The 15,709-nt window shown below is 68.8% G+C and carries 20 protein-coding genes; 10 read left to right on the forward strand and 10 right to left on the reverse strand.

Features of this window, described 5'->3' with window-relative positions; all coding sequences use genetic code 11:
* Positions 1-9 precede the first annotated feature (9 nt).
* Both B0W88_RS08520 and B0W88_RS08525 read left to right on the forward strand, forming a co-directional pair.
* A complete protein-coding gene (locus B0W88_RS08520) occupies positions 10-996 on the forward strand; it encodes a lytic transglycosylase domain-containing protein (protein ID WP_083748650.1) in 987 nt (328 codons plus the stop codon).
* Between the two features lie 123 nt (positions 997-1,119).
* Positions 1,120-1,446 (forward strand): hypothetical protein, encoded by a 327-nt coding sequence (locus tag B0W88_RS08525; RefSeq protein ID WP_077034235.1) that lies wholly within the window; start codon positions 1,120-1,122, stop codon positions 1,444-1,446.
* Between the two features lie 8 nt (positions 1,447-1,454).
* On the opposite strand, the gene B0W88_RS08530 is transcribed toward B0W88_RS08525, so the two are convergent.
* The gene (locus B0W88_RS08530; protein WP_198937802.1) at positions 1,455-2,267 is read right to left on the reverse strand and encodes a DUF72 domain-containing protein; all 813 of its coding nucleotides are present in this window, start codon (positions 2,265-2,267) and stop codon (positions 1,455-1,457) included.
* 70 nt (positions 2,268-2,337) lie between these two features.
* Here B0W88_RS08530 and B0W88_RS08535 point away from each other — a divergent pair, with 70 nt between their 5' ends.
* From B0W88_RS08535 to B0W88_RS08550, 4 genes are all read left to right on the forward strand, one after another.
* Positions 2,338-2,763 (forward strand): PaaI family thioesterase, encoded by a 426-nt coding sequence (locus B0W88_RS08535; protein WP_077034237.1) that lies wholly within the window; start codon positions 2,338-2,340, stop codon positions 2,761-2,763.
* Entirely contained in the window at positions 2,760-3,140 is a 381-nt protein-coding gene (locus B0W88_RS08540) for a hypothetical protein (protein WP_077034238.1), read from the forward strand. Before B0W88_RS08535 ends, B0W88_RS08540 begins: the two co-directional genes overlap by 4 nt.
* Positions 3,141-3,257: 117 nt before the next feature.
* A complete protein-coding gene (locus B0W88_RS08545) occupies positions 3,258-4,280 on the forward strand; it encodes a hypothetical protein (RefSeq protein ID WP_077034239.1) in 1,023 nt (340 codons plus the stop codon).
* 104 nt (positions 4,281-4,384) lie between these two features.
* Positions 4,385-4,999, forward strand: coding sequence for a hypothetical protein (locus tag B0W88_RS08550; protein ID WP_077034240.1), 615 nt, complete (start codon positions 4,385-4,387; stop codon positions 4,997-4,999).
* Here B0W88_RS08550 and B0W88_RS08555 read toward each other — a convergent pair.
* From B0W88_RS08555 to hemP, 6 genes are all read right to left on the reverse strand, one after another.
* Complete coding sequence (locus B0W88_RS08555; RefSeq protein ID WP_077034241.1) at positions 4,964-6,367, reverse strand: cache domain-containing protein; 1,404 nt, start codon at positions 6,365-6,367, stop codon at positions 4,964-4,966. The genes B0W88_RS08550 and B0W88_RS08555 overlap by 36 nt on opposite strands.
* Before the next feature lie 21 nt (positions 6,368-6,388).
* Positions 6,389-7,885, reverse strand: a complete 1,497-nt coding sequence (mctP, locus tag B0W88_RS08560) for a monocarboxylate uptake permease MctP (RefSeq protein ID WP_077034242.1) — start codon at positions 7,883-7,885, stop codon at positions 6,389-6,391.
* A 5-nt stretch (positions 7,886-7,890) separates the two neighbouring features.
* Positions 7,891-8,064 carry a DUF3311 domain-containing protein gene (locus B0W88_RS08565; protein ID WP_077034243.1) on the reverse strand — a complete coding sequence of 58 codons (174 nt, stop codon included), beginning with the start codon at positions 8,062-8,064 and terminating at the stop codon, positions 7,891-7,893.
* A gap of 135 nt (positions 8,065-8,199) precedes the next feature.
* Positions 8,200-8,844 carry a response regulator transcription factor gene (locus B0W88_RS08570; protein WP_077034244.1) on the reverse strand — a complete coding sequence of 215 codons (645 nt, stop codon included), beginning with the start codon at positions 8,842-8,844 and terminating at the stop codon, positions 8,200-8,202.
* Between the two features lie 117 nt (positions 8,845-8,961).
* Positions 8,962-10,248, reverse strand: coding sequence for a DUF2325 domain-containing protein (locus B0W88_RS08575; RefSeq protein WP_083748651.1), 1,287 nt, complete (start codon positions 10,246-10,248; stop codon positions 8,962-8,964).
* A 110-nt stretch (positions 10,249-10,358) separates the two neighbouring features.
* Positions 10,359-10,568 (reverse strand): hemin uptake protein HemP, encoded by a 210-nt coding sequence (gene hemP / locus B0W88_RS08580; RefSeq protein ID WP_083748655.1) that lies wholly within the window; start codon positions 10,566-10,568, stop codon positions 10,359-10,361.
* Positions 10,569-10,737: 169 nt separating this feature from the next.
* Here hemP and bfr point away from each other — a divergent pair, with 169 nt between their 5' ends.
* Together bfr and B0W88_RS08590 are read left to right on the forward strand one after the other, a co-directional pair.
* A complete protein-coding gene (bfr, locus tag B0W88_RS08585) occupies positions 10,738-11,220 on the forward strand; it encodes a bacterioferritin (protein WP_077034245.1) in 483 nt (160 codons plus the stop codon).
* Positions 11,221-11,327: 107 nt separating this feature from the next.
* Positions 11,328-11,570, forward strand: a complete 243-nt coding sequence (locus tag B0W88_RS08590) for a bacterioferritin-associated ferredoxin (RefSeq protein ID WP_077034246.1) — start codon at positions 11,328-11,330, stop codon at positions 11,568-11,570.
* Between the two features lie 19 nt (positions 11,571-11,589).
* Here the strand turns inward: B0W88_RS08590 and B0W88_RS08595 are convergent, their stop codons facing one another.
* Positions 11,590-12,237, reverse strand: a complete 648-nt coding sequence (locus tag B0W88_RS08595; RefSeq protein ID WP_083748652.1) for an ankyrin repeat domain-containing protein — start codon at positions 12,235-12,237, stop codon at positions 11,590-11,592.
* A 170-nt stretch (positions 12,238-12,407) separates the two neighbouring features.
* Between B0W88_RS08595 and B0W88_RS08600 the strand changes: the two genes are divergently transcribed.
* Both B0W88_RS08600 and B0W88_RS08605 read left to right on the forward strand, forming a co-directional pair.
* Complete coding sequence (locus tag B0W88_RS08600; RefSeq protein ID WP_369973860.1) at positions 12,408-14,147, forward strand: pyrroloquinoline quinone-dependent dehydrogenase; 1,740 nt, start codon at positions 12,408-12,410, stop codon at positions 14,145-14,147.
* A 2-nt stretch (positions 14,148-14,149) separates the two neighbouring features.
* Positions 14,150-14,719: a c-type cytochrome gene (locus B0W88_RS08605; protein ID WP_077034249.1), complete on the forward strand. Its 570-nt coding sequence runs from the start codon at positions 14,150-14,152 to the stop codon at positions 14,717-14,719.
* A gap of 4 nt (positions 14,720-14,723) precedes the next feature.
* Here the strand turns inward: B0W88_RS08605 and ureG are convergent, their stop codons facing one another.
* Positions 14,724-15,368, reverse strand: coding sequence for an urease accessory protein UreG (gene ureG / locus B0W88_RS08610; protein ID WP_077034250.1), 645 nt, complete (start codon positions 15,366-15,368; stop codon positions 14,724-14,726).
* 130 nt (positions 15,369-15,498) lie between these two features.
* Positions 15,499-15,709 (reverse strand): hypothetical protein (locus tag B0W88_RS08615; RefSeq protein WP_233151657.1); only part of this gene is annotated, 211 nt, incomplete at its 5' end.

Consider the following 15,709-nt stretch of genomic DNA (forward strand, 5'->3'; position numbering starts at 1 on the left):
CTCGGCGTCATGCGGCGGCTGCTGGGCCTGGGCTTGCTGCTGGTCTGCTGCGCCTGTGGCGCCCAGGTGCAGCCCGACGTGCAGCTGCAGGGCCTCACGCTCGAACAGCTGCCGCGGCCCGCCACGCCGCCGGCCGAGGTCGGGCCGGTCGTGCCCTCGCAGGTGCAGCGCTGGCGCGAGGAGGGCGAGGCCTACGAGTACGGCAGCAACGGCTTGCAGCGCGATCCGGTCCAGGCGGCCAGGCTCTATTGCCGCGCCGCCCGCTACGGCGACCCGGTGGCCCAGTACAACCTCGCCTGGATGCTCACCAACGCGCGCGGCATCGAGCGCGACGATGCGCAGGCCGCGCACCTGTTCGCCGCCGCGGCCGAACAGGGCCTGGTACAGGCGCAGAACATGGCCGCCAAGATGGGCACGCCGCTGGGCCCGCCGCCGGCCTGCCTGCTGCAGCCCGATACCGATCCCAAGCCGCTCGCAGCCGTGCCCAGACGCATGACGCCGGCCGCGCAGCTGCAGGCGCTGCAGGCCCTGCCGGCGCCGAGCAACGCGCCCGAGGTGATCGTGCGCTTCGTGCGGCTGGAGGCGCCCGAGTACAAGCTGGCGCCGGCCCTGGTGCTGGCGGTGATGGCCACCGAATCGAACTTCGACCCGCTCGCCACCTCGCACGCCAACGCCCAGGGCCTGATGCAGCTGCTGCCCGACACGGCGGCCCGCTTCAAGGTGCGCAAGCTCACCGATCCGGTGCAGAACATCCGCGGCGGCATGGCCTACCTGCGCTGGCTGCTGGCCTATTTCGAGGGCGACCTGTCGCTGGTGCTGGCGGCCTACAACGCCGGCGAGCGGGCGGTGGAGCGCTACCGCGGCGTGCCGCCCTATGCCGAGACGCGCAACTACGTGCGGCGCATCCTGTCGGCGATGGGCGGGCAGCGGGAGCACCCCTTCGATGCCTCGGTGGTGCAGCCGTCGCCGGTGCTGAGCTTGCTGCGCAAGCCCTGACCCTGCGGGGGCGGGGGCAGGTCTTGCCTCTCATGGTTTTCACTGCCCCCGAGGCATGGGTGGATACCGTCGAGTTTGCTCGTTATGCTGACTCCGTTCAATCAGCCAAGGAACCGAATCTCCATGAAGCGCATCCTCCTCGTCTCCGCCCTGGGCCTCGTTGCCGCCTCCTCCGCCTTTGCCGCGGAAGGCGATGCTGTCGCCGCTCTGCGCAGCGAGTGCGCGGCCAAGTACACGGCCAAGCAGGACCAGACCCCGATCGCCGCCAACGAGTACCGCTTCGTCTACGCCAAGGGCGAGTTCAAGGGCGAACAGCAGATGGGCATGTCGCTGGCCTGCACCGAAGGCCAGTACGCCGCGTACCTGGATTCGGCCGACCCGGTCAAGGTGATGGGCGCCTACCCCACCGCCGCCGGCCGCCCGACCGCCAAGGACGCGGCGAAGAAGTAAGTAACGCGTTACTTGTCCGCCAAGCGCTCGCGCAGCGCCATGGCGGACAGCGGCGCCTTCTCCTTGGCGCCGCTGATGAAGAACATGAATACGTCGCGCGGCCTCTGCTCGGGCGTATCGTCGGCTTGCACGAGTGGCACGCCTGCGGGCTGGCCGCCGTCGCGCCAGGCTTTCCCGCAGGCCGCCAGCGCATCCAATGCCTCGGGCGTGCAGCCCAGCGGCAGCGCGGCGTCGGTGCGCATCATCCGGGTGTAGACGAAGTCGGCCGTGAGGTCGGCGAAGGACGGGTAGTCGTCCGAGTCGGTGAACACCGTGCCGGCCTTGTAGCGCCGCGCCAGCGCGAGGAACTCCGGGCTCAGGAAGCTCGCGTGGCGCACGTCCAGCACATGGCGCAGCGCAACGCCGCCGACTTCCGGAGGCAGCAGCTTCAGGAAGGCCTCGAAGTCCTCGGGATCGAACTTCTTCGTCGGTGCGAACTGCCAGACGATGGGCCCGAGCTTGGCGCCCAGCTCCGCCAGGCCGCTGCCGACGAAGCGCTCCACCGACTCGCCCGCCTCGGCCAGCACGCGCCGGTTGGTCGCGAAGCGGTTGGCCTTCAGCGAGAAGACGAAATCCTCCGGCGTCTCGGCGCGCCACTTGGCGAAGGTGGCGGGCTTGAAGGTGCTGTAGTAGGTGCCGTTGACCTCGATCGCACTGAGCTTGCGGCTGGCGTATTCCAGCTCGCGGCTGTGCGGCCAGCCCTGCGGGTAGAAGGCGCCGTCGCGCCAGGGCTCGAAGGTCCAGCCGCCGATGCCCGTGCGAATGTGATGGGAGGTGCTCATCCGTACGATGTTGCCCGAGCGCCGTTGCGCCTGCAACGACAATGAACTTCGCCACGCAAGGAGCCCGTCGATGACACCGCTGAACCCCGAAGACTTCAACCGCCGCGGCGCCGACATGCTGCCCGGCCACCTGGGCATCAACATCCTGGCCATCTCGGCCGCCGAGGTGCGGGCCGAACTGCCGGTGCGCCGCGCGGTGCTGGCGCCCAACGGCTATCTGCATGCCGGCAGCGTCGTCACGCTGGCCGACACCTGCTGCGGCTACGGCTGCGTGGCCGCGCTGCCCCAGGGTGCCCAGGGCTTCACGACGGTGGAGTTGAAGTCCAACCACCTGGGCACGGCCCTCGAAGGCGTGATCGAGTGCGTCGCCAGGCCGGTCCACCTGGGCCGCACGACGCAGGTCTGGGACGCGGTCGTCACGCACCGCGACACCGGCAAGACCATCGCGATGTTCCGCTGCACGCAGATGGTCCTCTATCCCAAGCAGGGCGCATGAACACCACGGATCTGCGGGCGCTCGCCAGCGCCTTCGAGCGCAAGGCCGCCCGCTGCGAGGCCTGCATGGCGCTGGTCTGCCCCGGCTGGGAGTCGATGCCGGCCGGCTTCGACGCCGCGGTGCTGGAGCGCGTGGGCACGCTGCGCGATCCGGCCGACGAGGATCCGACGCTGGCCGAGCACCACCCGAACGGCACGCACGGCTGGTCGGCCGAGGCGCCGATCGCCCCGGCCTTCTTCCCGTACAACCGCTGCGACGTGTGGCGATGCCGGGCCTGCGCGCGGCCCTTCCTGCGCTACACCGAGTACGGCGGCTACTACCAGGACGAGCGGGTCCGCGAGCTGGATGGCGAGCTGCTGAGCGACGCCACGCCATAGCCCCGCGCTATACAGTCGCGCCGAATCGACATGGCCGCGGGCACGCTTCGTGCACACCTCGCCACCCAGAATCCGCTCACCCATCCAACGCTCGCACGGGAACGCACGCTCATCACGATGGATCTGTCCGCCGAACCCAAGGCCACGCCCTCGCTGGGCATGCTCGGAATCACTGCGCTCGAGGAGCAGGTCTACCGCAGCCTGCTGCGCGTGCCGGGCAGCACGCCCGAGATGCTGGCCGCGCCGCTGGGCTGCACCGCCGCTGCCATCCATGGTGCGGCGCTCGGGCTCGAGGCCAAGGGCTTCGCCACCATCGGCCCCGAGCAGCAGCCGCGGCTGTTCCCCTCGCCGCCCGACATCGCGATCGAGTCGCTGCTGCTGCACCGCCAGAAGGAGTTGCAGCAGTCGCGCCTGGCCATCGCCGACCTGCAGCGCGAGCAGATGAGCACCGCCGAGGGCAACCCGGTGGTCGAGATCATCGACGCCGACCCGGCCGCCCAGGCCCAGCCCTATGCGCAGAGCCACAGCCGCGCGGTCAGCGAGGTGCTGTGCCTGATCCGCCCGCCCTTCCTGGTCTCGGCGCCGAACAAGGGCGAGAACTCGCGGGCCGAGGCGCGCAAGCGCGGCGTGCGCTACCGCAACATCGTGCACCCGGACACGCTGGCCCTGCCGGGCTGGCCCGAGATCCTGCGGCAGGACTACGAGGCCGGCGAGGAGTTGCGGCTGCTGTCGGACTTCCCGTTCAAGATGATCGTGGCCGACCGCGAACTGGGCCTGCTGCCGCTGAAGATCGAGGAGCCGCAGGGGCCGATGCTGCTGCTGCGCCGCTCGGCGGTGCTGGACGCGCTGTGCGAGCTGTTCGAGACCCTGTGGCAGAAGGCGGTGCCCCTGCACTTCGCCGCCGACAACAGCTACTCGATCGGCACCGCGGCGGCCTTTCCGAGCCCGCTCGACGCGATGGTTCCGCTGCTGGCGGCCGGGGTCAACGACAAGGTCGCAGCCGAGCGGCTGGGCATGTCCGAGCGCACCTTCATGCGCCGCATCGACGCGCTGTACCAGTCGCTCGATGCGCGCTCGCGCTTCCAGGCCGGCTGGCTGGCCGCGCTGCGCACGATGGATGCCGCGAAGACGACAGGCTGAGGTCAGGTTCCGGCCAGCTTCTGCCATGGCAGAAGTCCGCCACCCGTGAAGAAGGTCACGCTCCTATGCTGCGGCTACCAACCAGCAAAGGAACAGAAACCTTCATGTTCACACGTCAACTGAAGCGCCTGATCGGCGCCACGCTCGCCACGGCCGCCCTCGCTACCCTCGCATTGGCCGCCACGCCGGCATTCGCCGCGAAGATCGAGCTGTCCTACCTGCCGCCCATCATCGGCATCGAGATGCAGTACCGCGGCATGGGCTATGCCGATGCCAACGGCGACTTCATCAGCCTGGCCGGCGCCACCATCACCTCGGCCACCGTCAAGGTGGACTTCACGGTGCCCGACGGCTTCGACGTCAGCGGCTTCCACATGGACATGGCCGTGCCGGTCATCAATGCCACGAGCCAGTATTTCGCGGTCGAGGGCACCGACCTGGTTCAGCTCTCGCCCAACCATTACAGCTACTCGCTGACGACCAGCGACTTCAACGGCCAGATCGTCGCCAGCCGTTTCGCGATCGAGACCTACGGCATCGATGCCGACGGCAATGCGGTCGGCTGGCCGGCCAGCGTGGACCACAGCACCGGCTTCTACTTCACCGTCAATGCGCCCACCGCGCCGGTGCCCGAGGCCTCCAGCGCGATGATGCTGCTGGCCGGCCTGGGCGTGGTGCCGGTCCTAGTCGCGCGCCGTCGCCGTCATCGCGACTGCTGATCCCTGCAGGCGCAGGATCGACGCGCGGGCCACCGACGCCACCAGCGTGGTGCCCGCGCCCGGCGCGGTGCGCACCTTGAAATCGCCGCCGATCGAGGCCAGGCGCTCGCGCATATTGCGCAGGCCGATGCCGCGGGTGGCGTCCTGCTGCGAGCGCGCGAAGTCGAAGCCGCGGCCGTCGTCGGCGATGCGCAGTTCCACCCGCTCGGCGGCGTAGTCCAGCTCGATGCGGATGTGCCGCGCCTGCGCATGCTTGGCGATATTGGTCAGCGCCTCCTGCGACACGCGGAACAGCGCGGTCTTGATCTCGTCGGGCAGCTCGCAAGGCTCGCCGGCGATGTGCACGTCGATCCGCCCGTGCTCGCCGTCGCCGGCCTCGCGGCCCAGCAGCTCCAGCGCGGCAGGCAGGCCCAGCTCGTCGAGCATCGCGGGCCGCAGCCGGTGCGAGATGCGCCGCACCTCGTTCAACGATTCCCGCAGCGCCGACAGCACCCGCGCGAGCGCCGGCGGGGCTGCGCGATGCTCGCGCTCCAGCTGCTCGATGGCGGACTCCACCTGCAGCTTGGCCGAGACCATGGTCTGCGTGGCGCCGTCGTGCAGCTCGCGCGCCAGGTGGGCCCGCTCGTCTTCCTGGAACTGCACGACCTGGCGGGCCAGCAGCTGCAGCTTGGCATCGGCCACGCGGTGCTCGCTGAGGTTGAGCCAGATGCCGCTGGCGCTGATCAGGCCCAGCCCGCAGCAGGCGATGGCGCCGATCCAGAGCAGCGTCGTCGTGATGTTGGAGCTGGCCTGCGCATCCAGCTGGGAGGTGGCGGCGTCGATGTCGTCACGGTACAGGCCGGTGCCGACCATCCAGCCCCAGCGCGGGATCTCCACCACGTAGCCCAGCTTGCGCGCCACCTGGCCGGTGGACGGCCGCCGCCACAGGTAGTCGACATAGCCGCCGCCGGCGCGCGCGCGGGCCAGCAGGTCCTGGATCGGCGCGCCGCCGAGCGGGTCGCGCAGGCCCGACAGGTCCATGCCGACCAGGTCGGGCTGGCGCGGATGCATCAGCAGCTTGCCGTGCAGGTCGTAGACGAAGAAGTAGCCGTCGCTGCCGTAGTCCAGCGAGGCCAGCAGGCGCATCGCCTCCTGCCGGGTGGCCTCGTCGTCCTTGCCCGAGTCGACCAGCGGCTGGACCATGCTGAGCGCCAGGTCCACGTAGTTGCGCAGCTCGGCGCGGCGGGCGGTGACCAGGCCGCCCTCGACCAGCGCATGCTCGCCGCGCGCCAGCTGCCGCTGCTGCACCGCCACCGCCGCGGCGATCAGCGCGAGCGAGAGCAGCAGCGGCACCGCCGCGAGGAGCAGGAGCTTGGCTTTCAGGCGCATATGGCGCCCATTTTGGTTCAGTCAGGCCTTCAGATACGCGGTCTTCAAGGGCGTCCGCAGCACTGCCTGGGCCACCAGGGCCACGACGACGTTCACCGCCAGCGCCAGCAGGCCGGTGTAGACCGTGAACTTGTCGCCGCCGATCAGCAGGGAATGGACCGGCTTGATGCCGTCCGCGAAGGCCGTCCAGGTGCCGAACACGATGCCCACCAGCCAACCGGCCAGCAGCGCCGGCGCCTGCAGGCGCTTCCAGAACAGGCCGAACACCAGGGCCGGGAAGGTCTGCAGGATCCACACGCCGCCGAGCAGCTGCAGGTCCAGCGCGAACTTCGTGGGCATCAGCAGGATGCACAGCAGCGCGCCGACCTTCACCACCAGCGAGGCGTACTTCGCCACCTTCTCTTCCTGCGCCGGCGTGACCTGGCTGTTCACGTAGGGCTTCCAGAAATTGCGGGTGAACAGGTTGGCCGCGCCGATCGACATCACCGCCGCCGGCACCAGCGCGCCGATCGCCACGGCCGAGAACGCGAAGCCGGCGAACCAGGACGGGAACAGCGCGTTGAACAGCGCGGGCACCACGTCGTTGTTGCTCTTCACGGCGATCTGCGCGGCATAGGCCATGTAACCGAGCAGTGCAATGAGACCCAGCAGCACCGTGTAGGCCGGCAGGAAGATCGCGTTCTTGCGGATCGTGTTGGCGTCCTTGGCGGCGAAGATGCCGGTCAGCGTGTGCGGGTACATGAAGGCCGCCATCGCCGAGCCCAGCGCCAGCGTCGCGAAGGGCAGCATCTGGCCCGGGTGCAGGGTGAGGCCGGTGGCGCCGCCCTTCAGCGCGAAGGCATCGCGGGCCGAGGAGAAGACGTTGCCGTAGCCGCCCACCTTCATCGGCACCACCACCACCGCGACCAGCACGACGATGTAGATCATCACGTCCTTGACGAAGGCGATCAGCGCCGGCGCGCGCAGGCCGGCCGCGTAGGTGTACAGCGCGAGGATCACGAAGGCGGCGGCCAGCGGCAGCTCGCCGGTCAGGCCCAGCGCCTTGATGACCACTTCCATGCCGACCAGCTGCAGCGCGATATAGGGCATGGTCGCGACGATGCCGGTCAGCGCCACGGCCGACTCCAGCGCGCGCGAGCCGTGGCGGCCCAGCACCACGTCGGCGGCCGTCACATGGCCGTGCTTCTTCGCCTCGCCCCACAGCTTGGGCATGATGACGAAGACGATCGGGTAGACCAGGATCGTGTAGGGCAGGGCGAAGAAGCCGTAGCCGCCCACCGCGTAGACCAGCGCCGGCACGGCGATGACGGTGTAGGCGGTGTAGAAGTCGCCGCCGACCAGGAACCAGGTGATCCAGGTGCCGAAGTTGCGGCCGCCCAGGCCCCACTCATCGAGATGGGCGCCCTTGTGGCTGTTGCCGCCGCGCTGCCAGCGCGTGGCCAGGAAGCCGATCACCGTGACCAGCGCGAAGAAGAAGATGAAGACCGACAGCGCGGTCCAGTTGATTTCGGTGTTCATGGCGATCAGTCCTCCGCCTTCTCGTGGCGGTGCACGAGCCAGATCAGCACCGAGGTGACCGGCACCCAGGCGAACAGGTACCAGTAGAAGAAGGGGAAGCCCGCCAGCACCGGGGTCTCGGTGTTGAACAGCGGGACCGCCAGAAGCCCGACGAAGGGCAGCAGCAAGAGCATGCGCATGAGGTTGTCTCCAGAAGGCGGCGGACATGGCTGCCGCTCTGCCGGCAGTGTCGAAGCCGCCGGCGCGCCGCGCATCCGTCAAGTTGCGCGGCGCCGCGCGTGGCATCACGTACTGGATAACCCGGACGTACTAACTCAATGCCCGGCTGCGTGCTCGACCGCGTACTTGATCAGCTCGGCCTGCCCTTCCAGGTTGAGCTTGCGCTTGATGCTCTGGCGGTGGGTCTCGACGGTGCGCACGCTGACGTCCATCTCGCGCGCGATCTGCTTGCTGGACAGGCCGCGGGCCAGCGCCGACAGGATCTCGCCCTCGCGCAGCGAGAGCAGCGGCCGCGGCGCCTGGTTGCGGAACAGGCGCGAGGACACGGCCGGGCTCAGGAAGGTGCCGCCGGCGGCCACTGCCCGGATGGCCGCGATGATCTCGCTGGCCGGCGCATCCTTCAGCACATAGCCGCGCGCGCCGGCCTGCATCGCCCGCTGCACGTACTCCGGGTTGTCGTACATGCTGAGCATCAGCACCTGCAGCGCGGGTTGCAGCTTCAGCAACTGCGTCGTCAGCTCGATGCCGTTGAGCTCCTTCATGCCGACGTCCATCAGCACCAGCGAGGGCTGCAGCGCCGCCATCTGCGCATGGGCCTCGTTGGCGTTGCCCGCCTCGCCGACGACGACGAATCCCGGCACCACCTCGAGCCGCGCCCGCAGGCCGTCGCGCACCAGCGGATGGTCGTCGACCAGCAGCAGGCGGATCTCGGGCGGTTCGGAGGATGGCGACGAATTCATTCCAAAATTAGAACGCAATCCGCCCGATGTGCCTGCTTCTTGTTTCTGATCGGTGATCGGCGCGAGGGCAATGCGACGAACCGCGGAGGCCGCCGCTGCAGCAGCAACTGGGCGAGTTCAGTCGTCGCGGGCTGCGCCGGCAAGCGGACCTTCGCTCTCCTCGCCGCGGCCCAGCGAGCCCAGCGCGCGCCGCATGCCGCTGGCGCTCGGCGACTCGATGTACACGCAGCGCTTGCCATGCCGCTTGCAATGATCCTTCACCCGCCAGTAGGCATCGTGGCTGATGCAGCCGGTCTGGCAGATGACGAGATCGGCGGCGGCCAGGCTGGTGTCGAGCTTGGCGACGGCGTCTTCCTCGCCGCCGTCGTGGTGCAGGAAGCGGCCGCCGGTGCCCTCGATCAGCTGGCGGTAGATCGGCACGACCGACTGGCGGCCGCCGACGCAGAGGATGGCGCGTTCGTCGAGCCGGGGCATGCCGGCGTCGGCGCCCGGCGTCAGGTCTTGCTCGACAGCGGTGGCCCCGTGCGAGGCCAGCTCGCGCTGCAGTTCCTCGACCCGGCCCTGCTCGCGATCGGCGCGCTGCTGCGCGGCCAGCAGCGCGCGCTCCAGATCGTGGATGCGTGCCAGTTGCCGGCTGATCTGGCCGGCCTGTTCCTGGCGGCTTCGCAGTCCGGGCGCGGCGGCTTCCAGCGCACGCATCTCGTCGGCCAGGCTGGCGGCCAGCGTGTCCTTGCCCAGCAGTTCGGCGCGCAGCTTGACCAGCTCGGCCGCCTGGCGCTCGATCTGCGTGGCGCGCTCCTGCAGCAGCCGCGTGCTGCGTCCCTGCACCTGAGCCAGCTCGCGGGCCAGCACGGCGTTCTCGTCCTGCAGTTCCTCCAGGCGCTGCAGGTCCGCCCGGTTGGCGGCGCCGACCTGGTGCTGCAGCATGTGGATGTCTCGCAGCGCCTGCTCCATCAGCGGCTCGTCGCAACGCGAGTGGGTCAGCACGGCCCACAGGCTGCCGGCCACGTTGCTGCCGGCCTGGGCAGCGTCCCACCAGTCGCGCAGCGCGACCGTAGTCTTGCAACGGGCGGCCTCGCGCAGGTTGCGGATGTAGCGCTGGTCCAGCTCCTTCTGCAGCGCCTCGGCGGTGGGCGTGCGGTGGCTGCAGTCGTTGATCGCGCCGCAGTGCAGCTCGTAGTCGTTCGCGCGCGAGAGGCCGCCCAGCAGCTTGTTGAAGCGCCGCCGCAGCACCGGCATCGGCAGGCACACGCCGATGACCGGGCACAGCGCCTGCGACGGCAGCTCCCACAGGCGGCGCCGGCGCGAGCCGGTGGCGGGACTGATCGTCAGGCCGCGCGGCGGCGCTTCGGGCGCTCCCGCGCCCTCGACGAGGGCGGTGAACACATTGGGCTTGTCGCACATGAGGTGATGACTCCTGGTTCAAGGCGAACCGGACCGGGTACTCGACCCAACTGGTCGTTTGCTGGCGCGGGATGCTGGCTGGCGCGGGAGGAGTGCGATCAGGTAACGCGTTACTTGGTGAGGATCAGCTTGCCCAGCGAGGTCTGGCGCAGGCGGTAGAGCTGGCCGGCGTGCTCGATCTCCACCTCGCGGTCCAGGCCGAACAGCGTCTGGCTGTTCCAGCGGCGAGGCGTGGCCGGCGGGGTCTCGCTGCCGGCCGGCGGCAGCTTGGTGGTGGTCGTCGCAGCGCCGGGCGGGTTCGGGGTGGCTTGTGTCTGCATGGCGAGCATCTTAAATGCGAAAGATTCGCATTTGCAACCATGGGCCGAGAAAATACCCGACTGATTGAGTCTGAGAATGTTTCGCATGCAGAGCGACGCTGCGCGGGCATTGCTGCACAGCGGCACGCCAACCCCCACAATGACCTCTTGCACAACAAGGAGAAGAGCAATGAAGGGCGACCCCAAGGTTCTCGAATACCTGAACGCTCAGCTGAAGAACGAGCTGACGGCCATCAACCAGTACTTCCTGCACTACCGGATGCTGAAGAACTGGGGCTTCGAGCGGCTGGCCAAGCACGAGTACAAGGAGTCGATCGAGGAGATGAAGCATGCGGACCGCCTGATGGACCGCATCCTCCAGATCGAAGGCCTGCCCAACCTGCAGGACCTGGGCAAGCTGTTCATCGGCGAGACCGCGGTCGAGATCCTCAGCTGCGACCTGAAGATCGAGGTGGGCTCGCATGGCCTGCTGAAGGAAGCCATCGCCTACTGCGAGTCGGTGCGCGACTACGTTTCCCGCGAACTGCTGGAGGACATCCTCAGCGATACCGAGGAGCACATCGACCACCTGGAGACGCAGGTCGAGCTGGTGGGCAAGATCGGCGAGCAGAACTGGCTGCAACTGCAGGTGGGCGAAGGCGAGGGCAGCTGAACGCCGGCCTCAATCCCGGATCTTTTGCACGGGATTGATGCAAAGCAGATTGAGAAGGGTTCGCATTTGCGTTAGAGTCGCGACAAGTCACCGAACTTGTCCCGACCATGATCGTCTGCCTCTGCCACCGTGTATCCGACCGCGACATCCGCCGCGGCGTCGAATCCGGCATTCGCAATTTCGAGGTGCTGCAGGACGAAACCCGCGTCGCTTCCGCCTGTGGCTGCTGCCACGAATGCGCGCGCGAAGTGTTCGACACGGCCGTCGCCGGCTGCCCGGGCCTGTGCCGCATCGACGACGCGGGCCAGATGCCTGCCGGCAAGACCTTCCCGATCGCCGTCCAGGCCTGATCGGTCTGCAACTGCCGAGCTAACGGCCGCCCAGCAAGGCGGCCGTTTCCTTTTGCCCGGCCTGCCGTGCGATGTCCAGCGCCGTCAGGCCGCGGTCATCGCGGGCCGCGGGATCGGCGCCCTTGTCCATCAGCAGGCGCACCACGTCCGGATGGCCATTGCCGGCGGCCCACATCAGGGCGCTCAGCTGGTGGTCGTAGACCGCATTGACCGCCACGCCGCGCGCCAGCAGCAGCTCGACGACCTTCGCATGGCCCTGGCCGGCGGCATAGACCATGGCGGTCTTGTCGACCTGGTCGGTGGCGTCGAGCCGCGCCCCCGCGTCGAGCAGATGGCGCACCAGTTCGAGCGCGCCGGCATTGGAGGCCGCCATCAATGGCGTGACCCGGTTCAGCGCCGGCAGCTGTGCGTCGGCGCCGGCCGCGAGCAGCGCGTCCGCCAGTTCGGTCTGGCCGCGTTCGGCCGCCATCATCAGGGCGGTCTTGCCGACGCGGTTGCGTGCGTTCGGCGCCGCGCCGAGCTCCAGCAGCCGCTTCACCGCGGGCAGGTCAGCCTGCCGCGCCGCCGCCAGCAACTGCGCGTTGAGACTGACATCGGCGGCCACGGGCTGACCGCCAGCTGACCCGAGGGCGAGCAGCAGCGCGCCGGCAGACAGGCACTTCTTCATCGCGTCCCCCAAACTGATGACCGGGTTCCCGACCGCGCCCGATCGGCGCGCGCGCCGGGAATGTTTCCCGATATTCTCGGCCGCCGAGGATACGCGTGACCCGACTGTCCCGCAGCCTGAGCCCTCCACGTGCCCTCCACGTAGACCACGAACCACCGGAGACACCGCTCATGCAATCTGCAATGCCTTGGCCCCATGCGGCCGGCCGGCTCCTGCTCGGCCTCCTTGCCACCTGCTGCTGGTGCAGCGCCGCCTGGTCCCAGGCCGAGATCCAGGGAGGCGCGGCCGCCACCGGCGTGCCGGTGCCGATCACCATCGCCGTGCCTCAGTCGCGGCTGGATGGGGCCGCCGGCGACAAGGCCAACTTCCTGCATTCCAACGGCAGCTATGCGCAGACGCGCTACTACGCCGCCAGCCAGATCAACAGCGGCAATGTCGGCAAGCTGAGGCCCGTCTTCAACTTCCAGACCGCCGTCGTGGAATCGATGGAGACCGCGCCGATCGTCGTCGACGGCGTGATGTTCATCACCACCTCCTACAACCATGTGTACGCGCTGGACGCGGTCACCGGCAAGGAGTTCTGGCATTACAAGCACAAGATGGGCGCGGTGACGACCTACTGCTGCGGCCCCAACAACCGCGGCGTGGCCGTGCTGGGCGGCAAGCTCTACATGGGCACGCTGGACGCCAAGCTCGTGGCCCTGGACGCCAAGACCGGCAACCCGCTGTGGCAGACCCAGATCGCCGACCCCGAGGCCGGCTACTCGGAGACGATGGCGCCGGTGGTCGTCGACAACACGGTGCTGATCGGCACCAACGGCGGCGAGTACGGCATCCGGGGCTTCGTCAAGGCCTTCGACGCCAACGACGGCCACCTGCTCTGGACCTTCTACACGATCCCGGAGAAGGGCCACGAGGGCAAGTGGGCCGTCAACGACGCCACCGGCCGCAACATGCTGCGCGACATCGCCGCGGAGAAGGACCAGTTCGCCAAGGGCGGCGGCGAGTTCTACAAGACCCTCGGCGGCGGCGTCTGGATGGCGCCGGCGGTGGACCGCGAGACCGGCACCGTGTTCTTCGTCGTCGGCAACCCGAGCCCCGACCTCTACGGCCGCGAACGCCCCGGCGACAACCTCTACACCGATTCGATCGTCGCCATCGACGTCAAGACCGGTGGCTACAAGTGGCACTACCAGTATGTCGCCCACGACGTCTGGGACCTGGACGCCGTCTCCCCGGTGATCCTGACCGAGGCGAAGGACAAGGCCGGCAAGCTGCGCAAGGTGGCCATCCACGGCGGCAAGACGGGCCATGTCTACGTGCACGACCGCGCCACCGGCGAGCTGATCCGCTTCAGCGACGCGATGATCCCGCAGGAGAACATGTGGGTGCTGCCCACGCCGCAGGGCGCGCGCATGCTGCCCGGCGCCAATGGCGGCGTCGAATGGAGCCCGATGGCCGTCAACCCGACGCTGCGCTATGCCTACGCCGCCAACCTGCACCAGCCGATGACCTACCACGTCGAGGAATCGCGTTATCCCGGCGGCAAGCTCTGGCTCGGCGGCGCCTTCAAGACCATCGCCAGCGAGAAGCAGTGGGGGCGCCTGTCGGCCGTCAATCTCGATACCGGCAAGATCGCCTGGCAGGTGGATACCGAGCAGCCGCTGATCGGCGGCGTGCTGGCCACGGCCGGCAACCTGGTGTTCAACGGCGAGGGCAACGGCCTGTTCAGCGCCTTCGACGCCAAGACCGGCAAGATGCTCTGGCAGTACCCGTGCGGCGCGGGCGTCAACGCGCCCGCGGTCTCCTACATGGTCAAGGGCAAGCAGTACATCGCGGTGGCGGCCGGCGGCAACACGCAGCTGGATTTCAAGCGTGGCAACTCGGTGCTGGTGTTCGCGCTGCCCTGACGATGAGGGCCGTGCTGCTTGTGATGATCGTCGCGCTGCTGCCGGCCCTGCCGGCGGCGGCGCAGACCGCGCCGCCCGCCAAGGCGGCCACCTGCGTGGCCTGCCATGGCCCGATGGGCGCCCAGCCGATCCAGGGCGACTATCCGGTCCTGGCCGGCCAGACCTCGCGCTACCTCTACCTGCAGATGAAGGACTTCCAGGAAGGCCGGCGCGAGAACCCGCTGATGGCGCCGATGGTGGCCGGGCTTTCGCGCGACGAGATGCGCGAGATCGCCGACTATTTCGCGGCGCAGAAGCCACTGCCGCAGACCTTCGCGGTCGACGCGGCCAAGGCGAAGCTCGGCAAGGCCAAGGCCGACGAGACGCTGTGCGTGATGTGCCACCTGGGCGGCTTCTCGGGCCAGAACGAAGTGCCCAAGGTCGCCGGCCAGAACCACGACTACATCGTCAGGCAGCTGAGCGACTTCAAGGCGAAGAAGCGCACGAACGACGCGGGCACGATGACTTCAGTGGCCGGCACGCTCAGCGACGCCGACATCGAGAATCTCGCCCACTACATCACCGGGCTCTGACCGATCAGGTCTTCAGCAGGCCCTTGGTCTCGATGAAGTCGATCACCTGATCCAGCCCCGCGCCGGTCTTCAGGTTGCTCATCACGAAGGGGCGCGTCGGCCGCATCCGCTTCGTGTCCGCCTCCATCACCTCGAGGTTGGCGCCGACGTAGGGCGCCAGGTCGGTCTTGTTGATGACGAACAGGTCGCTCTTGGTGATGCCCGGGCCGCCCTTGCGCGGGATCTTCTCGCCGGCAGCCACGTCGATCACGTAGATCGTCAGGTCCGACAGCTCGGGGCTGAAGGTGGCGGCCAGGTTGTCGCCGCCGGACTCGATGAAGACGATGTCCGCGTTCGGGTACAGGCCCAGCATGCGGTCCACCGCTTCGAGGTTGATCGAGGCGTCCTCGCGGATGGCCGTGTGCGGGCAGCCGCCGGTCTCCACGCCCATGATGCGGTCCGGTTCCAGCGCGCCGGCGACGGTCAAGAGGCGCTGGTCTTCCTTGGTGTAGATGTCGTTGGTGACGACGACGAGGTCGTAGCGCTCGCGCAGCGCCTTGCACAGCACCTCAACCAGCGTCGTCTTGCCCGAGCCGACGGGCCCGCCGACGCCCACGCGCAGCGGAGGGAGCTTCTTGGTGCGGTTCGGAATGGCGTGCAGGGCGGTCATCTGTTGAGTCTCGGCGTTAGGCGGCAGAAGAGGATGACCATAGCCTAGCAAAAACAAGACCCGCGGCGCGCGAGGCGTCGCGGGTCTTCGAGCTCGGTGCGGGGGGCAGGTCTTGACTGCCCCCGCGGACTCACTTGGCCGGCGCGTCGGCCTTGGGCGCGGCGGCGGCCGGCTTCTTCGCGTGCTTGGCATGCGACTTGTGGGCCTTCGCCGGTGCGCTTGCCGCGGCCATCGGGGCCTTGGCGGCATCAGCGGCGGGCGGTGCTTCGGCGGCCATGGCAACACCGGCAACCAGCATGGCGGGCATCAGGAGATAGGCTTTCATCGGGAGGGCTCCAGGG

Source organism: Pelomonas sp. KK5, assembly GCF_001984095.1.
Taxonomy (GTDB): Bacteria; Pseudomonadota; Gammaproteobacteria; order Burkholderiales; family Burkholderiaceae_C; genus KK5.